The organism is Methylomonas sp. MS20 (genome assembly GCF_050275925.1).
GTDB lineage: Bacteria > Pseudomonadota > Gammaproteobacteria > Methylococcales > Methylomonadaceae > Methylomonas > Methylomonas koyamae_A.
The window spans coordinates 1308854-1332409 of record NZ_CP189962.1 but is presented as its reverse complement, the minus strand read 5'-3'; the positions used below and the strand labels follow the sequence as shown (position 1 = coordinate 1332409).

Here is a 23556-nt window from a genome sequence, read left to right as displayed (position 1 = left end):
TACTTTCGCGCAACTTGTAAGAATTTGCTTACAATTCCCGAGACTCCAACTGCGCAACGCGCCCGAATCGCTGATCCGCACACCATGACTATCGTCCCGGCACTTCAAGCCTTTTTCGGAACCACCAGCCAAGATCATCGACGCTGGTGGGGACCGGTCGCCGTCGGCATCGCTTACTATTTGGGCGCGGTATTGGGCGTCAAAGCCTCGGTCATGTCCGAGGGCATCGCAATTTTCTGGCCGCCGAACGCATTTCTGCTGGCGGGTTTTTTGCTGAACCCTCTTAGGATGTGGCCCGCCTACGCGCTAGCGGCGATACCGGCCGAGATCGCCGCGGATCTACCAACCTTCCAACTGCATCAAGCCTTGTTGTTCGTCGCGGTCAACATTCTGGAAGCTCTGATCGCAGCCGGCTTGATTAAGCTCACCTGCCGCTGGCCGTTCAGACTGGACACCCTTCGCCAAGTCGCGATGTTTGGCCTATTCGCTCTGATCATGGCCAGCGGGGTTGCCGGCCTGTTCGGCGCCGCGGTTTACGTGACGACCTCGGCCGACACGGTCTCTTTTTGGAGCGAATGGCGTATCTGGTGGTTTGGCGACAGCCTGGGATTGCTGACGATCACCCCGGTGTTGTTGGGCTGGCTACAGGTTCAATCGAATCTGTGGGACACGCCCCCGGCCGACAGGCCGTTCGAAGCCGCCTTGTTGTTAGCCGCCACGTTACTGGTCGGCTTGTGGGTTTTCTCGTTGCCGGACTATCTGACTACCCGTTATCCGGCCAGCCCCATCCTGATGTTGCCGCTAACGATCTGGGCCGCGGCCCGCTTCGGACTGCGCGGCGCGGCGTCCCTGAATCTACTGATCGCTATGATCGCAATTGCCGGCACGGTTGCCGGTCGCGGCCATTTCGTGTCGATGAATCAAGCCGACAATGTCCTCCGCTTGCAAGAATATCTGGCGGCCTTGGCGTTTTCATCGTTGGCGCTCGCCGCGCTACTACAAGAATTGCAGCAACAAAACGTCCGGCTGCGCGCACTAAGCCGAGCGGTCGAAACCGTGTATGCCGGCATCGTGATTACCGATCCGACCAGCCAGGACAACCCGATTATTTACGTCAACAAAGGCTTCGAAGCCATCACCGGCTACCGACGCCGCGACGCGATCGGCAGAAACCCGCGCTTCTTACAAGACCCCGGCGCGGATGCTCACAAAATTCAGGCGCTGCGTAGCGCGATAGAACAACGCCAACGCATACGCTGCACGCTGCGCAATCGCCGTAAGAACGGCAGCTTGTTTTACAACCGGATGACGATAGACCCGGTGTTGGACGAAGCGGGGCGCGTTAGCCATTTCATCGGGGTTCTGCACGACATCACCGACATCGTCGCCGGCGAGCAAGCTCTGCGAAACGCCCATCGAGAACTGGAATTGATCAATCTGGACCTGGAAAACCGTATCGAACAACGCACCCGCGAATTGAAATCGGCCAACGAGCAACTGGCAATGCTGGCCGCCACCGATCCGTTGACCGGGGCCTACAATCGCCGCCACTTCATGACCCAAGCCAACGCCGAACTCAAACAGGCAAACCGGCACGGCCGAGCACTGTCGTTAATCGCACTGGACATCGATCACTTCAAACAGATTAACGACCATCACGGTCACGGCGTTGGCGATCGCATTTTGATCATGTTGACCGAAACCGTGATGCCGATTTTACGGCCACGCGACTTATTCGCCCGTTTCGGCGGCGAGGAGTTTTGCGTATTACTGCCGGAAACCGGCGTCAAGGAAGCCGGCGCAATCGCCGAACGTCTGCGGGCCGCGATCGCCGAACTGAGTTTCTCGAGCGGGAATGCCGCGCCAATTCAATTTACCATCAGTGCCGGCGTCGCCGAATGCCAGCCCCATGCCTTCGATATCGACACGGTACTGGAACTGGCGGATCGCGCGATGTATGTTGCCAAGCAGGCCGGTCGCAATACCGTCAGAATTCATTCGCCCTTGCAAGCCCCGCCCCGACCGGAACCCGAGCCCGCGTAACAACCCTGCCGGCCAAAAAGCTGCCACTCCAGCGCGCCGGTTGGGCTAAAATGCCGCCTCTGTTCATCCTGCGGAAGTTTCGCCATGTTGAAAAAATCCCTGTTTACCGTTCTCGTCGGCTTACTGAGCGCATGCGCCACCAGTCCTACCGGCAGGAGCCAATTCATTTACATGCCCGACAATCAGGTCGATCAAATGGGCTTGCAAGCCTTCGACAGTATGAAGAGCAAAAATCCGATCAGCCGCAACGCCGATTACAACCAGTTTGCGCAATGCGTTGCACTCGACCTGACCAAGCAAACCGGCGGACAGTGGGAAGTCGTGGTCTTCGAAGACGAAACCCTGAACGCGTTCGCCCTGCCCGGCAACAAAATCGGCGTTCACACCGGTCTGATCAAGCTAGTCGACAATCAAGACCAATTGGCGGCGGTAATCGGCCACGAAATCGGTCATGTGCTCTCCCGCCACAGCAACGAACGCTTGTCGCAAGAGACTGCGGTCAGTACCGGACTCTCGATTGTTCAAGCGGTTACCCAACCGCAGACGGCGCTCGGCCAGACGGCCTTGGGTCTACTCGGCGTCGGTGCCCAATACGGCGTGCTGCTACCTTATAGCCGGGTTCACGAAACCGAGGCCGATACGATAGGTTTGGATTTGATGGCTAAAGCCGGCTTCGATCCCCGCCAAAGCATCAATCTATGGAAAAAAATGGACCAAGCCTCGCAAGGCGGCCAGCCTATCGAGTTCATGTCCACGCACCCATCGCACGGTAGCCGCATCGACAATTTGAACCAACACATGAACCACGCTGTTCAACTTCAGCAACAAGCTAGGAGTCAGGGCAAACAACCGCACTGCACCAAATAATGAATCCGTATTTGTCTCAACTGCACCCCTATCCGTTCGAGAAGCTGGCTGCGTTAAAAAACGGCGTTGTGTCCCCTAGCGATCAACCCCATATTGCGCTGTCTATCGGCGAACCCAAACACGCCACGCCGCACTTCATCCAGGAAGCCCTGCTGCGTCATCTGCACGGGCTGACCCAGTATCCGACCACCAAGGGCTTGCCGGAATTGCGTCAGGCAATTGCCGAGTGGACTTGCCGACGCTTCGCGATTCCGGCCGGCGGCGTCGATCCCGAGACTCAGGTACTGCCGGTCAACGGCACCCGCGAGGCCTTATTCTCACTGGTACAGGCTGTGATCGATCCAGCCGCCAAGCCGGTGGTGATCATGCCCAATCCTTTCTACCAGATCTACGAAGGTGCGGCCTTGCTGGCCGGCGCCGAACCGTATTATCTGAACACCACCGAGGAAAACGGTTATCGGCCGGATTTCGACAGCGTGCCGGAAGCGATCTGGCAGCGCTGCCAGCTGATTTTCATCTGTTCGCCCGGCAATCCGACCGGCACGGTGCTGAGCGAGAGTGACCATCTGAAACTACTGGCGCTGGCGGAAAAACACGACTTCGTGATCGCCTCCGACGAGTGCTACACCGAACTCTACGACGACGAGGCGAACCCGCCGCAAGGCCTGCTGCAAAGCGCCTGGCACGGCGGCAACACCGCGTTCAAGCATTGCGTGATTTTCCAAAGCCTGTCCAAGCGTTCCAACGCGCCCGGCCTGCGCTCCGGTTTCGTCGCCGGCGACGCCGAGGTGTTGAAACAGTATTTCAAATACCGCACCTACCACGGCTGCCCGATGCCGGTGCCGACCCAACACGCCAGCATCGCCGCCTGGAACGACGAGGAACACGTCAAACACAACCGCCAGTTGTACCGCGACAAGTTCACCGCCTTCATCGATATTTTAAAAGACGTCTGCGAGATCAGCCGGCCGCCGGCCAGCTTCTATGTCTGGCTGAAGACACCAATTGATGACTGTGAATTTGCTAAACAATTGTTTGCCCAGCAGAACATTACGGTGTTACCGGGAAGTTATTTGTCGCGCGACAGCGGCGGCATTAATCCCGGTGCCTACCATGTCCGTATCGCCTTGGTTGCGCCGATCGAGGAATGTGTCGAGGCGGCGCAACGCATTAAAGCTTTTCTCAATGAAAACACCGCGTAGGATGTGCTGAACAACGTGAAGCGTATCGGTCGCGAACGATGCGCCTCCTTACGTCGGCACATCCTACATTTGTTTAATCCTTAAACTTAAGAAAACCATGTCAAACCTGGAAACCATCATCAACGACGCCTTCGAAAACCGCGCCGAAATCAGCCCGTCCACCGTCTCATCGGAAGTCCGCGACGCAGTCGCCACCGCATTGAACATGCTGGACAAAGGCGAAGCGCGCGTTGCCGAGAAAAAAGACGGCGACTGGGTCACCAACCAGTGGCTGAAAAAAGCCGTGCTACTGTCGTTCCGCATCAACGAAAACAAGGTCATCGAAAGCGGCGACGTGCGTTACTACGACAAAGTGCCGACCAAATTCGGTCAATACAGCGAAGCCGAATTTGCTCAAGCCGGCGTCCGCGTGGTGCCCAACGCAGTAGCCCGTTACGGTTCCTACATTGCCCCCGGCGCGATCCTGATGCCGTCCTACGTCAACATCGGCGCTTACGTCGATAGCGGCACGATGGTCGATACTTGGGTAACGGTCGGGTCTTGCGCACAAATCGGTAAAAACGTGCATTTATCCGGCGGCGTCGGCATCGGCGGCGTGTTGGAGCCGCTGCAAGCCAACCCGACCATCATCGGCGATAACTGCTTCATCGGCGCCCGCTCCGAAATCGTCGAAGGTGTGATCGTCGAAGATAATTGCGTGGTATCGATGGGCGTCTACATCGGCCAAAGCACCAAGATCTTCAACCGCATGACCGGCGAAGTCAGCTACGGTCGCATCCCGGCCGGCTCCGTGGTCGTCTCCGGCAACCTGCCTTCCAAAGACGGCAGCCACAGCTTGTATTGCGCGGTGATCATCAAGCAAGTAGACGAGAAAACCCGTAGCAAAACCGGGATTAATGAGTTGTTACGGGATTGATCGTCCTCGGTACTAAACTTTCTCCCGTGCGCCTCACGCGTTAAGATACGAAGCGCACGGACATTGATTGGGACTCCAGCTGGAACACAAAGTGGGACAGCCGAATCCCAGCCATATAGACCAAACAGCATTTTTTAATCCGAATGCCAAATACTTTAAGGAATAGTCATGCGGGTAGCGATCTTAGCGAAAAACGATTTTCGTAGTCCGCGATTTTTGGCCGAAAGCCTGACCCGAATGCTAACTAAGCTGGGTGTGGAGTTTGGCTACTTCCCGAATGCACTCGCGCAATTGGAAGCGATGTCTGAACGAAGCGCATCGACCCGGCATCGTTTCAAAGCAATTTGGGCGGATTTGCAAGGCATCACCCACACCTTACGTAGCTTTGACATTATCATCGTATCCGACACGATAGGAATCTTAGGCCGCCCACAAATCCTCCGCCCACTAAAACAACTCGACAAACCATTATTGTTCTACGAGGTTTTCGCTTACCAAGGCGCCCAATTTTGGCGGGACAAATTCGGGCCTACGGCACACCATGTATTCGACGGATTGTTGACGGTTAGCGGCATTCACGACATCGAACCATTAACAGATCGCCCGATATTCGAAATCGGTCTGGACATCACGCCGCAAGCGACCTTCTTAGCACAGCGACCTTTGACGGCAATGATCGATTTTCCTCGAGAAGGTTACACTGCAGCGCGGCAGACCCAGCTGGAAGCACTACAAACCCTAAATATTCCGGCTCTGGAATTGCGAGGTGAATACACTTTTAGCGAAATCGAAGCCATTTATGCCCAAGTGGGTGTCGCTTTCGTCGCATTTCCAGAGGCCTTTGGCTTACCGATCGTACAAATCCAATATCAAGGTGGATATATCGCCAGCCCTGCTGCAAGTTGGGTTAAACGCCACTCCTTACTTTCGAACGGTCACGTCTATCTCGAGGACAGCGACCGGAAATCATTCTCCAATAATTTTTTGATTTACGGTTCCAAAGACGAGTTGATCGAACAGCTAATCTCAATTAAAAACAATTACGACCCTTGGGCCGTCAGACAAACCATCCTAGAACAACAACCCCAATATATCCACGGCAATTTGAATGCTCTTTGCCGAGCCTTAAAATCCTGTATTTAGTATTCATTCAGCGTGATTTAAAAATAAAACTTGACAGGCTTTTCATAAAGAAGCCATTTCAAGACGGCGTCGTCTGAAAGGCAAGAAATCCACTGTTTACGCGAGCATATCGCATGTACATAGTTTAACCTTGCTTGCGCGACTGCCTAGCCATTCGTTACCGTAAGCTACATGAAAACCAACCTCGAAGGCTAAATTCGGCTTTTCAAACCGGCCTTATAATCACCAATTCAACACCTGCCAGGGCTTCATCTTGACGGGACAACATTGCCCTGGATGCCACGGCCAAAAAAGTGCGGCAATTACTCGCCTTTCCTTTTCGCTTCCCCAGCAATTAAGCGACTATTTCAGAAAACCCAATCGTTCCGCGTGAATTGTAAATGTCATCGCAAATTCCTCACCCTCGCTTAGGCTAAACGGTGCAGGTAAACCATCCGCGCCGAAACGACAACCGATAATCGGCTCGATGCAAACATACTCGGTACTTTTATCGCTCCACACGCCATACGCCAAACACAGCCCTTCCCGCAGCGGTGACAAACCACAGATCATTGCCACGGTATAATCGGCGGTACGAATTGTTGCCGGCTCCGCCAACGATGCCGCGTGGTGAACTTGCAGTTGATCGTGCGGCATCTCCGCGATGTCGATGTGCTCGGGGCCGATGTCGATAACACTGCCCGGCGAGACCGAAAAATAGGGATGAAACCCCGGCCGGATCCAAGCAATATCGGATAACGCTCGAATACGACAGGAGACCGTCAAGACTTTTCCGCCCAATCCGGCGTGTTCCGTCCAATCGGTGATCACTTCGACCTTGCCCCAATCGGTTTCGGCCGTGCCAGCCAAAGTTTTCCGGTGCGGCAAGGTGTTATCACAAGGGGTCATTCGGTATTCGCCATGTTTGATGGCAAACGGCGGCGGCAACGCTTCGAAATTCGGTATACATAAATAAACACCTCCACGCGAACCGCCATCCTGTTTATTCTGCAATGGGGCAATAACATCGGTGTCTTCCAACGGCCAATCGATTAATGTGCCTGTATCGTTAAAGTTCATAGTTAACAGCGCATCCTTTTCTAAGGTGTAATAAATTCAATCTTATAGCAATCATAAACAATGACTCCGCCAACCCATTCGAAATGTCCGGCAAATTAAGAAATCCAAAGCCTTGCATTTTTTACGGGGTTATTTTTTATTCTCGGTGCCGCGCGAAAGAGTTGCGTAAGGGTTCCGGGATGTTCCGGTCACGGAAAAGCGTAATTAATGCGACCAAAATGAGACACACTTTCTCAATGTCAATTTACCGGCCAGATCCATCCCGGCTCTGAAAGAATCACAATAGTAAAAACCGATTCAAACAAACCCCATAAAATAAAAACTTAAAATCGGAATGTTACGCTCAATATCGACAGGATAAACACCAAAAACCGTGGCAACAGGTATTATTCGAGGCTGAATGGTTTTCCGAATATTCCATTTACGGCATCTATGTTGAAGAGATTCTAAAACCCGCTAATATTCGCTTAATGACGACTCCGATTTATCAAGGCATCTGGAGTCAACAAGATTTCGAAAACCTCATTGCCGGAAATCTGCAACTCGACCCATCCGTGGTGTGTATAGCCGTGCAATCGAATTTATCGATAGCTCCGGAGGAGTATAGCGATCGACTTGACGACTTTATTCGACATCAACAATAAGCGGTATTCACTCGACGCTGTCGAAGACTTGCAAACGCCTGAACCCAACCGGGTTGGTCGAAAATTAGCCAACCCTAGCCAACATAGCTTCGAAATCCGCTACGCTCAACGGCTTGGCAAACCAATAGCCCTGGGCGAAATCGCAGCCGGCCGCGCTTAACAAGTCCCGCTGTTCTCGAGTTTCGACGCCCTCGGCTATCACTTGCATCCCCAAGCGGTGCGCCATCGTCACGATGGCTTTGCAGAGTACCAGATCGCTGGAGTCCGGCGCCAGATTACGCACAAACGATTGGTCGATTTTCAAGTAATCGATGTCGAACTTTTTTAAATACGACAACGATGAATAACCGGTACCGAAGTCGTCGATCGCTACTTGGATACCGGCATCCCGAAACGCCAATAGCTTGTTTGAAACCTGCTCGTCCGCATCCAGCAGCAAGCCTTCGGTGATCTCGACCACGATGCTGTGACCGGATAAACCCAAGCCGACCAAATACCCCACCCAGTCTTCGTCACCCTTGAATTGCAGCGGCGACTTGTTCACGCTGATTTGAAAATCGGCGCCATACGCGGCTTGCCAGACCGCGACCTGTTCGACCGCGCGCTCGAACACCCAGCCGCCTATCTCCCGGATCAAGCGGGTTTCCTCCGCCAGTGGAATGAATTCGGCCGGACTGATGAACCCGCGTTGCGGATGTTGCCAACGAATCAAGGCCTCGGCCTTGCGAATTCGCCCGGTCGCTAGCTCGACAATAGGCTGATAAACCAAATGGAATTGACCGCGGGCCAAGGCTTCGCGCAAATCGCTGGAAGTCCTGGAACGATGTTCGGCGGCGATTTGCAGGGCTGGCGTAAAATAGCGCCAGGCATTGCGCCCCTGGTTCTTGGCGGCGTACATGGCCTGATCGGCATATTTCAGCAGAGCGTCGATGCCGACGGCATCGTCCGGGAACAGGGCGATACCGATACTGGCGGACAGATAGCTGGCGGCCCCATCCAGCACGAAAGGCGCGGCCAATGTATCCAAAAACGTTTGCGCGGTTTGCTCGACGCATTCGTTGTCGGCGATGTCGGGCAAGATCAACGTGAACTCGTCGCCGCCCAAACGGGCCAATACGTCGTTTGGACCGGCGCAAGCCTGCAAACGCTCGCCGGCGGCCTTTAGCAGGGCGTCGCCATAGGCATGGCCGACCGTGTCGTTGACTTCCTTAAATCGATCCAGATCGATCAACAGCAGCGCCAACCGACCTCCGTTGTGGAGGGCGGCCTTGATCGCTTGCTCCAGACGGTCATAAAAACGGTTACGGTTCGGCAAACCGGTCAGCGCATCGTAATTCGCTTGCCGCCAAATGATTTCGTCACTGCGTTTCTTGTCGCTGAGGTCGGAAAAGATGCCCAGATAGTGACCCAGCTTCCCGTCTCCGCCGTTGATCGCGGTAATGCTTAGCCATTCGGGATAAACCCGACCGTCGCGGGCTTTGTTCCAGATTTCGCCTTGCCAATAACCGTTGGAGGCCAAGCTTTGCCACATTTTTTGGTAAAACGCGGGACCGTGCCGTCCAGCCGATAGCAGCGACGGATTCTTGCCCTTGACTTGGTCGAGCGCGTATCCGGTAATGCGGGTAAATGCTCGGTTGACCGAAACGATGCGGTTGCCGGCATCGGTGATCATGATCCCTTCGGTACTGTACTCGAACACCTTACCGGCCAGATGCAGCTGTTCATTGGCTCTACGCTGCTCCAGCACGATGCCGACAATGAAAGCGCCGATTTCCAACAACTTGTGATGGAACGGGCTAGGCAGGCGATGTTCGAAGCTGGACAGCGCGAACGAACCGATCACCCGGCCGCCCTTGCCTCGTATCGGCATCGACCAACAGGCACCGATGTTGAAATTGCAGGCCAGTTGGCGAAGGTCCTGCCAACGCGGGTCGGTATGGGTATTTTCGACGAAAACCGGTTCTCGCCGAAATACCGCGTTCCCGCAAGAACCCGCACCAGGTCCAGGTCGCAAACCGTTCAGTTGGGCGACGCCCTCGACCGGAACACTGGGCGCCGCGAACACGTGCAAACGTTGGCCTTCGTCGTCCAATAACATCACCGAAGCGACCGCATTGGGCAACAACTGCTCTTCCAGCAAACAAATTTGCCGACACACTTCGACGGCATCGTAACCCAGGGCCACCAACCGCAGAATATCCTGCTGCAATTGCAAGATACGGGCTTGATCGCCGCAATCTAATGCCATGTATTCGACACCTTGATTTGTTGCCTGAAATTCGCTGCCGGGATGGGTTTGCATGCTACTGTCGAGAGACTCCTTAACCGGCCGGCCAAGCGCCACAGCCTTATACCGGGCATTTTCGCATGATTTGCAGCGTTTTTTCGATATACCTCCGAAGGGTGGCTCCAAAAACGGGCAAGCGCCGCCACCCGGAAAATGGTACTCTAGAGGCAATCTGTTCAAGGATTCTCGCCCGACGCACGGAGCGTCCCGCCAACAGCAAACATTCCTTTCCGATCAACTCAATTCGAATCTAGCCATGGCCGAAAACATCTCCAATAACGCACTGATCCTCGCCCTGCTGTCGCTGAACGGCGAAATTGCCATTCAAAAAGACTATCTGGACTCCGGCGAAATCCCGGAAGACGAAGTCGCCGACGAGGAAGAAGTCCTCGACGACCTCGAACAAGCCTTCATGGAATTCGTCGACGTCTACAAAGCTCGCGCCAAGGCCGACGAGACCCTGCCTAGCCTGGAAGAATTGCTGGCCGGAGACGCCTGACAGCCATGCTCGTGCTTTACGGAATCAAAAACTGCGATACCGTCAAGAAGGCGCGCGCCTGTCTGGACGGACGCGGCGTGAATTACCGCTTCCACGATTTCCGAGTTGACGGCTTGGATGAAGCCCTGCTGCGACGCTTTGTCGCCGACGCCGGCTGGAACACGGTGTTGAATCAGCGCAGCACCAGCTGGCGCTCGTTGAGCGACGCGCAAAAAGCCGATCTGGACGAAACCAAGGCCGTGGCGCTGATGCTGGAATTGCCGACGCTAATCAAGCGGCCGATACTCGACGACGGGCAACAATTGATCGTCGGCTTCGCCGCCGATCGTTATCCAAGCGCATCATGAGCGAAACCCTGACTTTGCTGCAGGCGTTGATTCGCCGAGCCTCGGTGACGCCCGCCGATGCCGGTTGCCAGGACGTCTTGGCCGAACGCCTGGCTCCGCTGGGCTTTAAGGACGAGCGTCTGAATTTCGGCGACACCCAAAATTTGTGGCTACGCAAAGGCACCCAGGCACCGCTACTAGTGTTCCTCGGCCACACCGACGTAGTGCCGCCCGGCCCGCTGGAGAAGTGGGACAGTCCGCCGTTCGAGCCGACGCTACGCGACGGCAAACTCTACGGTCGCGGCAGCGCCGACATGAAGGGCAGCATCGCCGCCTTCGTCACCGCTGTGGAAGGTTTTATCGCCGAACACCCCGAGCATCGCGGCTCGATCGCGCTGTTGATGACCAGCGACGAGGAAGGCCCGGCCACCGACGGCGTGGTCAAGGTCGTCGAGGTTTTGCAAGGCCGCGGCGAAACCATGGACTGGTGTCTGGTCGGCGAACCGTCCAGCGCGGCCAAACTCGGCGACGTGATACGGGTCGGCCGGCGCGGTTCCTTGAATGCCAAACTGACAGTGTTCGGCATTCAGGGTCACGTTGCCTACCCGGAGCTGGCCGACAACCCAATTCATCGTTTCGCGCCGGCCTTGCAGGCGCTGACCGAGGAAATCTGGGACCACGGCAACGCCTTCTTCCCGCCAACCCGCTTACAGGTCTCCAACTTGACTTCGGGTACCGGCGCCGAAAACGTGATTCCGGGCGAACTGGTCGCCCAATTCAATTTGCGCTTCAGCACCGAACTGGACGAAGCCACGATCAAGACCCGCACTGCGGCGATTCTAGACCGCTTCGGTTTACGCTATCAACTGGACTGGCGCTTATCGGGCCACCCGTTTCTGACCGCCCAAGGCGAATTGAAAGAAGCCACCCATGCGGCTATCGAACACATTTGCGGTTATGCGACCCGAGACGACACCGGCGGCGGCACTTCCGACGGCCGCTTCGTCGCGCAGACCGGCGCGCAAGTCATCGAATTGGGCCCGATCAACGCCAGCATTCACAAAATCAACGAACACATCGATCTGGCCGATCTGGAGCGCCTGAGTTCGCTCTACCGACAAATTCTGATCAATCTACTGGCCTGATCCAGTTCCGGCCGGCCGGCATTCGGCTGACCGGTCAACCATTCAGCCACTATCCCCGAGGAGGACAGCATGCGTTGCCACGAAGTCGATTACCACATTGTCGGCCATGACATACAAATGGTCGAAATCGAACTGGACCCCAACGAAACCGTGATCGCCGAAGCCGGCGCGATGACCTACATGGAGCAGGACATCGACTTCGAAACCAAAATGGGCGATGGCTCCGGCGGTGTGATGGACAAGCTGTTCGGCTTGGGCAAGCGCATGCTGACCGGCGAATCGGTGTTCCTGACCCACTTCAGCAATCGCGGCGGCCAAAAACGCAAGGTGGCCTTTTCCGCGCCGTTTCCCGGCTCGGTGATCCCGCTGAATCTGGCCGAGCTTGGCGAGGAAGTCATCTGCCAGCGCACCGCCTTTCTGGCCGCCGCCTTCGGCACCCAGGTGGACATCGCCTTCAACAAACGCCTGGGCAGCGGCTTTTTCGGCGGCGAAGGCTTTATTCTGGAGCGCTTGCGCGGCGACGGCATGGCCTTCATTCATGCCGGCGGCACCATCGTCCGCAAGGATCTGCGCAACGAAACCCTGCGTTTGGATACCGGCTGCCTGGTGGCTTTCAGCGGCGACATCGATTACGGTATCGCGATGAGCGGCGGTTTGAAAAGCATGCTGTTCGGCGGCGAAGGCTTGTTTCTGGCGACGCTGTCCGGCACCGGCTCGGTCTGGGTGCAAAGCATGCCGTTCTCGCGCTTGGCCGAGCGGGTACTCAGCCAGTCGCGACCAATTCAGGACAGCGAATAAGCCGGAACCCGGCTAGCGAAAACGCCGCAAAAACGCGTCCATTTCGCCGAAAAACCGCAAGCGGTCTTCCTCGCGGGTCAGATAGTGATCCGCGTCTTCCATTTCGACGTAGCGCACATCCTTAAATCCGGCGCTGGCCAACGCGTCGGCCATGTCCCGCGAATGGCCGACATTGACGGTCCAGTCGCCGACCCCATGCGCCAACAGCAGCGGCGTGTGCAAACGGGCGGCTTGCTCGACCGGAGAAGTATCCTTCAAACGCGCCCTATCGCTCCACCAATGGCCCAAGGTTTTTTCGGCCATTTCGGCGCGCAAGCGATGATCCTGCCAACGCATGTCGCCCCACTCGTCCAGCAAGCGTCGTAAATCGGTGACCGGTGCTAGACTGACCGCGCAACGGTACAGCTCCGGGGTTTTGATCGCCCCCATCAACGCGGCGTAACCGCCGTAACTGGCGCCGACGATGCAGACTTTCGCCGGATCGACCAATTTTTGCTCGGTCAACCAGCGTACGCCGTCGGTAATGTCGTCCTGCATTTCCAGGCCCCAACGCCGAAATCCGGCAGTCTCGAAGTCGTTGCCGTAACCGGCCGACCCCCGAAAATTCAACTGCAGCACAGTCCAGCCGCGATCGGCCAGAAATTGCGTCCACGGATTGAAGCCGTGACTGTCTCGCGACCACGGCCCGCCGTGCGGGAACACGACGGCCGGGCCGGCGGTGGCGCCGGCTTGGCGCGGCTTGGTTAAATAGCCTTCCAGCTCCAAACCGTCACGCGCCTTGAAATGCACGATTTCAGATGCCGCCAACGTTTGATTCGCGAGCAGTGGGTAGCTGTCGATCAGCCGCCCCATTTGATTGTTATGCATGTTTAACCAGTAATAGGCCGGCGCGTGCGATGGTCCCGACGACAATACGATGACTTGGTTGCCGGCGCTGCTGATCACCGCGTTATCCCGATCCGGCAAGGCTTGATCGATCTTGGCCTGTGCCAAGCGGGCATCCTCGTCCCAAAACACCGACTTCGCGGTGGCGGCCCGGTAATGCACGCCGAGCACCCGATTGCCGGCCGACGAATACATCAAACCGCCCGTCACGTCGTAGCGCGGGTCGGCGTATACCAGTTCCGGAGCGCTCTTGGGCGCGGACAAATGCATCCGAAAGATCGCCGACCTACCCTGGTGCGGGCCGCGTAAATACAGGATATCCGGGTCGGCGTCGAAGCCCAAGGGCTGCATGCCGTCTTCGTTCACCGCGTCATGCTCGAATAATGTTTGCCAATCGCCGCCCGCCGCGGAGCGATACACAATCCGCTCGGTACTGCCTCCGACCAAGCCCAGGCCGACCCGAACGTGGCCTTGCAAATCAGCCAGCCAACGCCTGACATAACCGGGGTTGCCGGCCACGGTTTCCCGCTCGCCACTGTAAACATCCAAACGATACACGTCAGGCGCGCCTTGCTGGCGTTCGTCCAGCATCAGCAAGATGTGACGCTCATCGCCGGGGATCAAGGCGTAGGCATCCTGAAATTGCGGAATATGCCGCCGACCGCCGAACACCGGATCTTGAAACCTGACCAGATCGCTCTTCAATTCGCTGCCGTCGCGGTTAATCGCAAACAAGCGAGTCTGGGTGAATTTCAAATCGGACACCCGATCCGGATACCACATCCTGACCAACAGCCGTTGATTGTTAACCCAGGTAAAGCCGCGTATATGGTATTTCTGGTTATCGGACGTAATCACCACCCGACTATCGCCGCCGCTACGATTTTGGGTAACCAGTGCACTATGGCCGTCGGTATTTTGAATAAAGGCCAGATAATCGCCGCTGGGCGACAGCGTCAAATCCTCGATCAGCGGCAAGGCCGCAAAGGCCTTAACCGGCAATTCGCCAGGTCTCGCGGCCGCCACCGGCAAAGGTTCGTTCGCCGGCCGGGAACCGCCGCAAGCCACCAACCCAACCAGCCACGGAATCAGCGCCACGCGGCGCGCGAATCGTCCTTTCACAGTCACTCCTACACGGTTAAACATCATCGGCCGCCAGTGCGGGCCGGCGCATTCTAACAAACCTGGCAGCCTAGTTAGGCCGTTATTTTTACCGCCGTTTAGATGCCGGCCCGGAGCGGGTTCGCAATTGTTCCAGTCCGACCTCGCCTGGCCAGAGCGGAAAACGCCAAGATTTCGCAACCTGGTCTAAGCTACTAACAATTTAACTAGGCTGCCGGCAATCCGGCAATTAACTGCCATGACTGATATCGATCCCGATTTTCCGCCACCAGAGCCGACGTCGCTACGTCTGATGTTATTACTTCTGCTGCTGGGCTTGACCGCCGGCCTAGCGCTGGCCTGGACCTTTTTACAACCCTCCTCGGCGCCGGAGCCGCCGACCCGCATCATTCAACCGATCTTGCCGCCACCCGCGCCCACCTCGACCTTGGATATCGCCACCGAAGCCGATAAATTACTGGCCGGCCGCGACATCGTTCCCACGCTGGCCGACCAAGCCGCGCAAGCCAGGCAAGCCCTGCTCGCCGGCGATTTCGCCGCCGCCGGCCGGGCATTGGAAGTCCAATTAACGCAAAGCCGCATCCAGGACTGGGGCTTTGCCCCTTTCGACCGCTTCGTCAAGCTGATGGTCGTACCCGGCAATACCGCGCTGCTGCAACGCCTGGACCAATGGTTGGCGCAAGACCAACCGCCGGCCCTAGCCTACTTGCTGCGCGCCCAATACCATTACGACACCGGCTGGCGCATCCGCGGCCACGACTACGCCGCCAAAGTCTCCATGCGGCACAGAGGCGGCTTCGAGGTCGAAAACTCGCTGGCCGCCACCGACATCGCTCAAGCCATCGTCCGCGACGACGCCAATCCCTATAGCCGCTATTTGCTGCTGGCCATCCTGCAAGGCTACGGCAACTCGTTGGCGATGGACGGCGCCTTTCGTCTGGCGATCCGCCGCTTCCCGGACTACTACCCGCTCTACCGAGTGCAACTGAATACCTTGACGCCCAAATGGGGCGGCTCGGTGGCCGAGATGCTGGCGTTTACTCAGGAGTACGTCGATTCGGCCGCCGCCATATCGCCATTGAAACTGCTGTATTTGAATCTCTACGAAGATCTGCTGGATATTGCTGGGGCCGAATGCTTTGCGCTGGCGCCGGAAAAACGCGCCGATTGTATCGATCAGGCCCTGCGCAACGTGGCGGCCGGCCGGGACCTGCAAGCCGACATCCGCCAAGCGCTAGCCTTGTATACCCCACAAAACAGCCTGACCTTTGGCGCCGCGCTGGAACCCATCCTGGCCGGTATCGCCCGCACCGAAGGCAACGAACGTCAAGCCAACAACCTGTTGCAACTGACCGCCGAAAGCATGGGCCACAACATCGAACTGGCCGCGACCGACACCAGTCGCAACCACTTCATGTTGGACCAACAGATCGGCGCGGTTTGGTACCGAGCCGGCCATTACGCCAACGCCGAAACCCTGTACCGACGGGCGCTGGCCGACCTGGACCGCACTGCGTTTCCAAACGCAACCCAGAAAAATGCGGCAACCGCCGCCATTTACGACCGCTTGGCCGGCATTTACAACGCCAATAAACAATACGAACAAGTCCTCGTCTATCAAAGCGCCGCCGAAAAGCTGGCGGGGATTTATCGCAAGGACTGGAGCCATTTGCAATGCACCGCGCTGGTCAAATTGAAGCGCTATCAAGAGGCGGTGCGCGCCTGCGGTGCGCAGATCGACCGCGGCAACGACTGGCAAGCGTTGTCCCGGCGCGGCGAAGCTTACGAGGCGCTGGGCCAGACCGACGCCGCGCTGGCCGATTATGCCGAAGTCGCAAACTCCGAGCAAGACGGCCGCGCTTACGCCGCCATTCAAATCTCAGTGCTTTACGCCAAGCGCAACGATATGCCGAACATGCTGGCCACGTTAAACCGCTACGACTTCTTATACGACGCCGACCAAGTATCCAGACAGGACGTAGCGATCGCCTACAACAACCGCTGCTACGCCAAAATGCAATTGGGACAGAACGAAGCCGCACTGAAAGACTGCGACGCCTCGCTGGAGTACGGCAATCTGCCGGATGCCCGCGCCAAGCAACAAGACTTGCAAAAGCGCCTGTCGGCCGGCCGGGTTTAACCCAAGGTATACCAATCTTGCGGACATAAAAAAGCCCACGTAAAGTGGGCTTCGTCCGGTGTTGTTTTTTATGTTTTCTGGACGCCTACCGCCAATGTCGATAGGTTAATTGCTTGCGCTCTTATTATTATTGTACCGTTTACACGGTTGCGTTCTCCCCCCTCAAAAGACGCCGAGCTTTTGGCTCGTTTTGACCTAAGTCAAGGTTGGCGCATTCTAGTGAACTAAAACCGCTTTGTCCAGAAAAAGTGCGGCAATTTGTCGCATCTTTATTTCAAATCCTCCACAGCCCAAGTAATTCGGCCTTTCCGATCGCTAAGTCCCCGACGCCGACTGCTTTTGTTCGGCTGATGGCCAGCGATATCCGGCGCCGGGTGTACTTTTGCCCGGTGGGTATCTTGCGAAAGCCCCTGTCTGTTGGGCGGATTACCCGACTCGCGCGGCAACAACGTCTGCACTATAAACCTAGATTTATACTGCGCACCGCCATCCGCCTGACGGCCGCCGCGATGGGCAGCGCCCGTCCGCGTCCCGCTCACGGCGGGGACAGTTACTGTTGCGAACCTCCGCTTAGACTGAATCTAAACCGGGACTCGTAGCCGACCAATTCTAAAAATCGATTGTATTCGGCGATCTTGGCAACCGGAATCTCGGCTTTTGGCATTTCCAAACGGGTATAGGCGGTCACGACTTCGCCATCCTGACTGACATGCCGATGCAACTCGCCCCAAGCCGACACGTAATCGATTTTTGGGCCTCCGCTGGCGACACGTCTTCCGGCCGGCACCCGAAAACTCAACTCGCTACGGTAATCAATGCCTTCAAAACGATAGGGATAGTGCCGATTCGAGGTTTTGGCGTCGTTTGCCAAATCGCGCAGCCACGAGTCGCTCTCCTGATAGGAAGTCAGCTGTCCGAGCGTAAACAAATTGGGGTATTCCGTCACCGAATTCAACGCGATCCCGGCTTCGGAAGTTTCAAGTCCTTGCACCGAAACGCTGGGCGCGACTTGGTCGCCCATTACCGCCCGAAAATCCTCCAATAGCCAACGCTCGGACTCGGCTTTGGATTTAGCCGCCAAGACCCGCCGCAATCCGGCGGCCCAATGCGACTCGTAGCGCCTGACCAAAGTTTCGACAACGCTGCCGGCTTCGGTCAACCGATTCTCGGCCTTTACGCTGGCCACCCACGTAAAAGGCTCGCTGGGCAGGTTGCGCGGTGCTGCGCCGTCTTGGCCGACCGTCAGTGCCACCGCGCCATGCAGCGTATGCGGCAAGCGGCTGCCGGCGGTCTCGGGATCGGTCAAGTCGGTGCATTGCTCCTGGTCTTTACCGAAATTGACGCAAGCAATCATATGATTGAAATAGCTCGAAGACGGCAGTAACAATTTGTTCAGTGCTCTGCGCTTGGTTGAGGTCAACACCGGGTATGCGTCCAGACCAGCGCGGCGTGCCAGATCGACGAACAGCATGGCCTTATCCTTACAATCGCCGAAGCGACGCTCTAGCGTCGCCGAAGTGGGACGCGGGATCACGCCGCCGTGGCCGTGCTCCAGGCCAACGTAGCGTATATCCCGCGCCACGAACGCCGCAACGCGCTTGAATAATTGACGGGGATTGGCAACCCCGTTACTCAGCCGCCCGATCTCGGCGTCCAAGCGCTGGTCTTTTGCCAGTGCTGAATCGGTCAACGTGCGGATCCGCGCGGAAATCGCCGGCCAATCGTCGGGCTCCGCCAGCGTCAAAACCGGCAACAGATCTTGCGGGGCGGGCATTTGTTGATCGTAGGGCAGCGGCGCGACCGCGCCCAACGTCGCGCAATGCAAGGCGGCAGTCTCCTCGTGACAGGCCAGATTGCTGTCATCTGTCCTCCACGTCGGTTTGCGCGCGTCGCTGTCCCAGCTGACATCGACTTGGAAGCGTTCCACCGGGTAAAAATAGGCTGAAAATAGATTGCGCGACCAGGGCAACGGTACCTTTTTAGACGCGGTTACGATTTTATAGCGCAGCACGGCGATACTGCCTGGCTTCAGCGGAGTGAGCGGAATCGTCACGAACAGACTATCGTTGAAAATATTGGGTGAATTGTCGGTATTGATTTGCAAAAGATCCGGCTCGACGTCGGTGGAGACACCTTCCGGCTGCAACACGTAAGCGGCCTGAATTTCCGCGCGTTGCGATGCCGCATCGAACCAAAACCCCACGTTGCCGTCGTTCTCGATCGCGCTGCTGGTTAGATACAACCACGTCTCGGTCACGGTTTCCTCGACTTGACCATTCTTCAACAGTTTGAATTGATGCTCCTCGCTCAAGGCCACACTACCATAGCCGGCGCTTTCCAAAGCTTGGACGCGATCCGGAGTTGGCGCCAACTCCCGATAGCTGGAATGACGCGCGGTTTTTAGGCAACGCAACAAGTCCGCGGAATAGCCGATTTGCCGCAATTTGCTTTCCGTTCCACCGGCCGCGCACGCTAGCGCCCAACCCAGCATCAACAACAGTCCCAGTGCTTTATTCATGATTCGTTGCCAGCCGTTGCCAAACGAAAACTTCGCACCAAGGCCCCTACGTCGGCCGCCGACTGTTTTTGGCCCTGGCCGATGACTTCGATCACCTGGTCGCGAGCAACGAGCGTTGCCACATAAAGCTCGTGGGCGCCAAACGTGAAAGGCGAGTTTTGACTATACCGAGCCAACGACATCGGTTGCAGTTCGCCAGCCCATATCAAGGTCCGGGTCTCCTCGATCTTGAAATCGCGCCAGTCCCCGGCAATCGACGCCTGACGCCGATCGACATAGTAATCCAGCGATTGCCGTTCGCTGGGTCGGACTCTGACCAAAACCCACTCGTCTTCCGCCGAAGTCAGCAGCTTCATATCGGTGTCGGGGAAGCTCCCGGAATTTGCCCGTCGCCATTTTCCGCTCGGAATTGTCAAACGATAGTTTGACGCGACACCGGCGACAACTTGTTCGGCTCGCAGACGCTCCCCAGTGTAGAACGCTAGCTCGCCCCTGCCGAGGTACAATGCGAAAACCATGAACGGCAACCCCGCTAACAACACGGCGCGTTGCCGCCAACTGTAGCGATCCGGCTCCTCACGCCACGGTAACCCAGCACTGCGGCGCAACTGGTTCATCCTTTCTTGCAATATCAACCAGGGGACGGCACCGATAACGACCGTGATCGGTAACAAAAAACCTGGGGCCAGCCAGCCGAAGAGTTCTCCGGCGATCATCAACACCAACAAAGTACCGGGCGCGGCTCCGAACCGGAAACGCTGATTTCCCGCGACGCGACTAACTCGCCGCGCCACCTGATAGAACACGTTCAAATTGTAAAGGGGCACCATCATCATCCAGGCGCAACGCGTCGGGTTTAGACGCGTTTCGCTGACTTCGGTCAAATCCTTGACGATGCGGTACATCAGGAAACAAGCATAGAGTCCCAAACTAAAAAACAACAGCCAGAACACCCGCCCGACTGGCGTCGGCGGATAAAGCGAGGCCTCCGCGCGAGGTTTGCTCGAAGAAACAAGCATCGGCCGTCCGCCTGCAGGCACCGAGTCGTCACTGTCCGATTCGGCAGCGTTCGGCCGCGTCTTAATTACATGTCGCTGATGTCCGAACCAAAATAAGCAGGCGGCAAGCAGCGCGAACCCTATACAAAGGCCAAGGCTGACGAACAGCGTATCTTCCTTGCGTTGCGAATAATCCAGTAGCGGGGTCAATCCAAAACCCACGCAAAACATTAACGCCAACGTACCGCCTAGAAACACGCCGCCACCCTGGTAATTCTTGATCGCGGCCGATAGCGTCAAAAGCCCGGCCACACCGAGCGCGGCCGGTAAGGTGCCGCAGGTGCCGAAGGCAACGGCAACCCAAAATGCCAATCCCAGGTAAACCGAACTGACACCATATAACATCCGCGCGGGCAATCTCCTGCGTTTTTCATTCATCCTTATAATCCATCGATATTGACTTCATGCTGTCCAAGCGGCGCATGCCCGAAGATTCGCGAGATTCGACTCGGCCGCCCTAGTCGAGTCTCGCGTCCGACTTTCCCGGCGGCATATCATATCAAGCCATGCTCGGCAAACGAATAGGGTAAGCCGTCTCCGACAATAAAATGATCCAGTACGCGTATGTCGAACAGGCCGAGGGCTTGTTTGAGCTTATCGGTGAGCAAGCGGTCGGCCTGACTGGGCTCGTTAATACCGGACGGATGATTGTGGGCGAAGATCACCGCCGCCGCCGCATGGTAGAGCGCGCGTTTGGCGACTTCGCGCGGGTAAACGCTGGCCCCGTCGATCGTGCCGCGAAACAATTCTTCCCACTGGATGACCCGATGCTGATTATCCAGAAACAGACAGGCGAACACCTCGAAATCGTAACCGCGCAATTGCGCGCTTAGGTAGGCGCGAGTGGCATCCGGGCTAGTCAGCGCGTCGCCGCGCTGCAACACTTCGGAAAAATGCCGACGCGCCATTTCCATGACCGCTTGCAACTGGGCGTATTTGGCATCGCCCAAGCCCTTGCTTTCGCAAAAGCGCTGGCGGTCGGCGGCCAGCAACCCCCGCAACGAGCCGAAATCGCGCAACAGCTCGCGCGCCATATCCACCGCCGTCTTGCCGGCGATACCGGTACGCAGGAAAATCGCCAGCAATTCGGCATCGGACAAGGCCGCCGCGCCGCGCTGCAACAACTTCTCGCGGGGACGTTCGTCCGCCGACCAATCCTTGATGCTCATTGTCGCTCCCGGCCGGAAAAAACGGTTCAAGCATAGAAGAATCCGGGGGAGTTTGCCATAATTCCAACTCTTTACCGTTTTGGGGCAAGACGATTAACAAACGCATATTACTGGGAGTTTGCGGCGGTATCGCGGCCTACAAGGCGGCGGAATTGGTTCGCCTGTTGCGCAAGCAGGGCTGCGAGGTGCGCGTCGTCATGACCGCCGCCGCCCGCGAATTCGTCGCCCCGCTGACCTTCCAGGCGCTGAGCGGCCACGCCGTTCACCTGCACTTACTGGACGCAGGCCAGGAACAGGCGATGGGCCATATTCATCTGGCGCGCTGGGCCGATGCTGTCGTCGTCGCCCCGGCGAGTGCCGATCTGCTGGCAAAATTGGCGCACGGTCTGGCCGACGACTTGTTGTCCACGCTGCTGCTGGCCGCCGACTGTCCGGTCTATGTCGCACCGGCCATGAACCAAGCCATGTGGGCCAAGCCCGCCACCCAACGCAATCTCGCTACACTGGCGGCCGACGGCGTTGGCGTGTTGGGACCTGCCAGCGGCGAGCAGGCTTGCGGCGAACTGGGACTGGGGCGGATGCTCGAGCCCGCCGAGCTTTGCGACAGCCTGTTGTCGGACGATCGGGACCGACCGCTACGAGGCGCGCGACTGGTGGTCAGCGCCGGCCCAACCCGCGAAGCGCTGGACCCGGTGCGCTTTATCAGCAATCGCAGTTCCGGCAAGATGGGATACGCATTGGCGGCGGCGGCGACTCGGGCCGGTGCGCAAGTCACGCTGGTCAGCGGCCCGGTAGCGTTGCCGACACCACCGGGCCTCGAACGCATCGACGTCGAAACCGCCGCCGACATGCACGCGGCGGTCATGGCTCTCATGGGCGAAGCCGATATCTACATCGGCGCGGCGGCGGTGGCCGATTACCGACCCAGCGAGATCGCCCCCGTCAAATTAAAAAAGGGGCGGGGCGCCTCGGTGATAGCATTAACCCAAAATCCGGACATCGTCGCCGATGTCGCCGCGTTAAAGCCCAAGCCGTTCGTGGTCGGCTTCGCCGCCGAAACCGACGACCTGGAAAAATACGCCCGAGGCAAATTGATCGCCAAAAATCTGGACATGATCGCCGCCAACTGGATTGGCCGTGAAGACGGCGGTTTCGACAGCGATCGCAATGCCCTGCAAGTCTATTGGCCGGGCGGGGCCGCGAGCTTGGCGATGACCGAAAAATCCGCCCTGGCCGAGCAACTCATCACTCTGATCGCGGAACATTTTCATGCGAAAAATTCAACTAAAAGTTCTTGATCCCCGTCTGGGCCACGACATTCCGCTGCCGGCATACGCCACGGACGGTTCGGCCGGCCTGGACCTGAGGGCCTGCCTGGACACGCCGCTGACGCTGCAACCCGGCGCCAGCACGTTGATCCCGACCGGCCTGGCGATTCACATCGACGATCCGCATCTGGCCGCTGTATTGTTGCCGCGCTCCGGACTCGGCCATAAACACGGCATTGTGCTCGGTAACCTGGTCGGCCTGATCGATTCGGATTATCAAGGCCAAATCTTCGTATCGTGCTGGAACCGGGGCAGCGAGACGTTTATCGTCGAAGTCGGCGAGCGCATCGCCCAAATGGTGTTCGTTCCGGTGGTCCAGGCCGAATTCGAATGCGTGGCCGAATTCGCCGACAGCCAACGCGGCGCCGGCGGCTTCGGCCACAGCGGCCGTCATTAAAATCCGGAGC

At 57.3% G+C, this 23556-nt stretch carries 18 protein-coding genes; 12 read left to right on the top strand and 6 right to left on the bottom strand.

Going from position 1 to position 23556, the window contains the following annotated elements:
• Positions 1 to 84 precede the first annotated feature (84 nt).
• The 5 genes from ACQE3D_RS05805 to ACQE3D_RS05785 all read left to right on the top strand — a co-directional run bounded on the left by ACQE3D_RS05805 (position 85) and on the right by ACQE3D_RS05785 (position 6171).
• Positions 85 to 2043, top strand: coding sequence for a sensor domain-containing diguanylate cyclase (locus ACQE3D_RS05805; RefSeq protein WP_313728746.1), 1959 nt, complete (start codon positions 85 to 87; stop codon positions 2041 to 2043).
• An 84-nt stretch (positions 2044 to 2127) separates the two neighbouring features.
• Positions 2128 to 2910: a M48 family metallopeptidase gene (locus ACQE3D_RS05800; protein ID WP_313728747.1), complete on the top strand. Its 783-nt coding sequence runs from the start codon at positions 2128 to 2130 to the stop codon at positions 2908 to 2910.
• Positions 2910 to 4112, top strand: coding sequence for a succinyldiaminopimelate transaminase (gene dapC, locus ACQE3D_RS05795; protein WP_313728748.1), 1203 nt, complete (start codon positions 2910 to 2912; stop codon positions 4110 to 4112). The genes ACQE3D_RS05800 and dapC overlap by 1 nt, the downstream gene beginning before the upstream one ends.
• Positions 4113 to 4209: 97 nt before the next feature.
• Complete coding sequence (gene dapD, locus ACQE3D_RS05790) at positions 4210 to 5028, top strand: 2,3,4,5-tetrahydropyridine-2,6-dicarboxylate N-succinyltransferase (protein WP_168032188.1); 819 nt, start codon at positions 4210 to 4212, stop codon at positions 5026 to 5028.
• A 216-nt stretch (positions 5029 to 5244) separates the two neighbouring features.
• Positions 5245 to 6171 (top strand): hypothetical protein, encoded by a 927-nt coding sequence (locus tag ACQE3D_RS05785; RefSeq protein ID WP_427551423.1) that lies wholly within the window; start codon positions 5245 to 5247, stop codon positions 6169 to 6171.
• A gap of 342 nt (positions 6172 to 6513) precedes the next feature.
• Here ACQE3D_RS05785 and ACQE3D_RS05780 read toward each other — a convergent pair whose 3' ends face one another.
• Together ACQE3D_RS05780 and ACQE3D_RS05775 are read right to left on the bottom strand one after the other, a co-directional pair.
• On the bottom strand, positions 6514 to 7230 hold the full coding sequence (locus ACQE3D_RS05780; RefSeq protein ID WP_313728750.1) for a hypothetical protein: 717 nt from the start codon (positions 7228 to 7230) through the stop codon (positions 6514 to 6516).
• A gap of 708 nt (positions 7231 to 7938) precedes the next feature.
• Entirely contained in the window at positions 7939 to 10176 is a 2238-nt protein-coding gene (locus ACQE3D_RS05775; protein WP_427551422.1) for a putative bifunctional diguanylate cyclase/phosphodiesterase, read from the bottom strand.
• A 241-nt stretch (positions 10177 to 10417) separates the two neighbouring features.
• On the opposite strand from ACQE3D_RS05775, the gene ACQE3D_RS05770 reads away from it, so the two are divergent.
• From ACQE3D_RS05770 to ACQE3D_RS05755, 4 genes are all read left to right on the top strand, one after another.
• Positions 10418 to 10660, top strand: coding sequence for a hypothetical protein (locus tag ACQE3D_RS05770; RefSeq protein ID WP_064031000.1), 243 nt, complete (start codon positions 10418 to 10420; stop codon positions 10658 to 10660).
• 5 nt (positions 10661 to 10665) lie between these two features.
• On the top strand, positions 10666 to 11007 hold the full coding sequence (locus tag ACQE3D_RS05765; RefSeq protein WP_168032180.1) for an ArsC family reductase: 342 nt from the start codon (positions 10666 to 10668) through the stop codon (positions 11005 to 11007).
• The gene (gene dapE, locus ACQE3D_RS05760; protein WP_313728752.1) at positions 11004 to 12131 is read left to right on the top strand and encodes a succinyl-diaminopimelate desuccinylase; all 1128 of its coding nucleotides are present in this window, start codon (positions 11004 to 11006) and stop codon (positions 12129 to 12131) included. The genes ACQE3D_RS05765 and dapE overlap by 4 nt, the downstream gene beginning before the upstream one ends.
• Before the next feature lie 69 nt (positions 12132 to 12200).
• On the top strand, positions 12201 to 12929 hold the full coding sequence (locus ACQE3D_RS05755) for a TIGR00266 family protein (protein ID WP_064031003.1): 729 nt from the start codon (positions 12201 to 12203) through the stop codon (positions 12927 to 12929).
• A gap of 12 nt (positions 12930 to 12941) precedes the next feature.
• Here ACQE3D_RS05755 and ACQE3D_RS05750 read toward each other — a convergent pair whose 3' ends face one another.
• On the bottom strand, positions 12942 to 14936 hold the full coding sequence (locus ACQE3D_RS05750; RefSeq protein WP_313728753.1) for an alpha/beta hydrolase family protein: 1995 nt from the start codon (positions 14934 to 14936) through the stop codon (positions 12942 to 12944).
• A 238-nt stretch (positions 14937 to 15174) separates the two neighbouring features.
• Here ACQE3D_RS05750 and ACQE3D_RS05745 point away from each other — a divergent pair, with 238 nt between their 5' ends.
• Entirely contained in the window at positions 15175 to 17076 is a 1902-nt protein-coding gene (locus ACQE3D_RS05745; RefSeq protein ID WP_313728754.1) for a tetratricopeptide repeat protein, read from the top strand.
• Positions 17077 to 17626: 550 nt separating this feature from the next.
• On the opposite strand, the gene ACQE3D_RS05740 is transcribed toward ACQE3D_RS05745, so the two are convergent.
• The 3 genes from ACQE3D_RS05740 to radC form a co-directional block, all read right to left on the bottom strand.
• The gene (locus ACQE3D_RS05740; protein WP_313728755.1) at positions 17627 to 19594 is read right to left on the bottom strand and encodes a DUF3857 domain-containing transglutaminase family protein; all 1968 of its coding nucleotides are present in this window, start codon (positions 19592 to 19594) and stop codon (positions 17627 to 17629) included.
• Positions 19591 to 21030, bottom strand: coding sequence for a hypothetical protein (locus ACQE3D_RS05735; RefSeq protein ID WP_313728756.1), 1440 nt, complete (start codon positions 21028 to 21030; stop codon positions 19591 to 19593). The genes ACQE3D_RS05740 and ACQE3D_RS05735 overlap by 4 nt, the downstream gene beginning before the upstream one ends.
• Positions 21031 to 21146: 116 nt before the next feature.
• Positions 21147 to 21821 carry a RadC family protein gene (radC, locus tag ACQE3D_RS05730; protein ID WP_064031008.1) on the bottom strand — a complete coding sequence of 225 codons (675 nt, stop codon included), beginning with the start codon at positions 21819 to 21821 and terminating at the stop codon, positions 21147 to 21149.
• Between the two features lie 92 nt (positions 21822 to 21913).
• Between radC and coaBC the strand changes: the two genes are divergently transcribed.
• Positions 21914 to 23119 carry a bifunctional phosphopantothenoylcysteine decarboxylase/phosphopantothenate--cysteine ligase CoaBC gene (gene coaBC / locus ACQE3D_RS05725; protein ID WP_313729455.1) on the top strand — a complete coding sequence of 402 codons (1206 nt, stop codon included), beginning with the start codon at positions 21914 to 21916 and terminating at the stop codon, positions 23117 to 23119.
• A complete protein-coding gene (gene dut / locus ACQE3D_RS05720; RefSeq protein WP_313728757.1) occupies positions 23091 to 23546 on the top strand; it encodes a dUTP diphosphatase in 456 nt (151 codons plus the stop codon). The genes coaBC and dut overlap by 29 nt, the downstream gene beginning before the upstream one ends.
• Positions 23547 to 23556 lie beyond the last annotated feature (10 nt).

Bases quoted from the DNA above. Each gene is read 5' to 3' on its own strand.
- ACQE3D_RS05805 (WP_313728746.1), top strand. From the start codon at position 85: ATGACTATCGTCCCGGCACTTCAAGCCTTTTTCGGAACCACCAGCCAA.
- ACQE3D_RS05800 (WP_313728747.1), top strand. From the start codon at position 2,128: ATGTTGAAAAAATCCCTGTTTACCGTTCTCGTCGGCTTACTGAGCGCA.
- dapC (WP_313728748.1), top strand. From the start codon at position 2,910: ATGAATCCGTATTTGTCTCAACTGCACCCCTATCCGTTCGAGAAGCTG.
- dapD (WP_168032188.1), top strand. From the start codon at position 4,210: ATGTCAAACCTGGAAACCATCATCAACGACGCCTTCGAAAACCGCGCC.
- ACQE3D_RS05780 (WP_313728750.1), bottom strand. From the start codon at position 7,230: ATGAACTTTAACGATACAGGCACATTAATCGATTGGCCGTTGGAAGAC.
- ACQE3D_RS05775 (WP_427551422.1), bottom strand. From the start codon at position 10,176: ATGCAAACCCATCCCGGCAGCGAATTTCAGGCAACAAATCAAGGTGTC.
- ACQE3D_RS05770 (WP_064031000.1), top strand. From the start codon at position 10,418: ATGGCCGAAAACATCTCCAATAACGCACTGATCCTCGCCCTGCTGTCG.
- ACQE3D_RS05765 (WP_168032180.1), top strand. From the start codon at position 10,666: ATGCTCGTGCTTTACGGAATCAAAAACTGCGATACCGTCAAGAAGGCG.
- dapE (WP_313728752.1), top strand. From the start codon at position 11,004: ATGAGCGAAACCCTGACTTTGCTGCAGGCGTTGATTCGCCGAGCCTCG.
- ACQE3D_RS05755 (WP_064031003.1), top strand. From the start codon at position 12,201: ATGCGTTGCCACGAAGTCGATTACCACATTGTCGGCCATGACATACAA.
- ACQE3D_RS05745 (WP_313728754.1), top strand. From the start codon at position 15,175: ATGACTGATATCGATCCCGATTTTCCGCCACCAGAGCCGACGTCGCTA.
- ACQE3D_RS05740 (WP_313728755.1), bottom strand. From the start codon at position 19,594: ATGAATAAAGCACTGGGACTGTTGTTGATGCTGGGTTGGGCGCTAGCG.
- ACQE3D_RS05735 (WP_313728756.1), bottom strand. From the start codon at position 21,030: ATGAATGAAAAACGCAGGAGATTGCCCGCGCGGATGTTATATGGTGTC.
- radC (WP_064031008.1), bottom strand. From the start codon at position 21,821: ATGAGCATCAAGGATTGGTCGGCGGACGAACGTCCCCGCGAGAAGTTG.
- dut (WP_313728757.1), top strand. From the start codon at position 23,091: ATGCGAAAAATTCAACTAAAAGTTCTTGATCCCCGTCTGGGCCACGAC.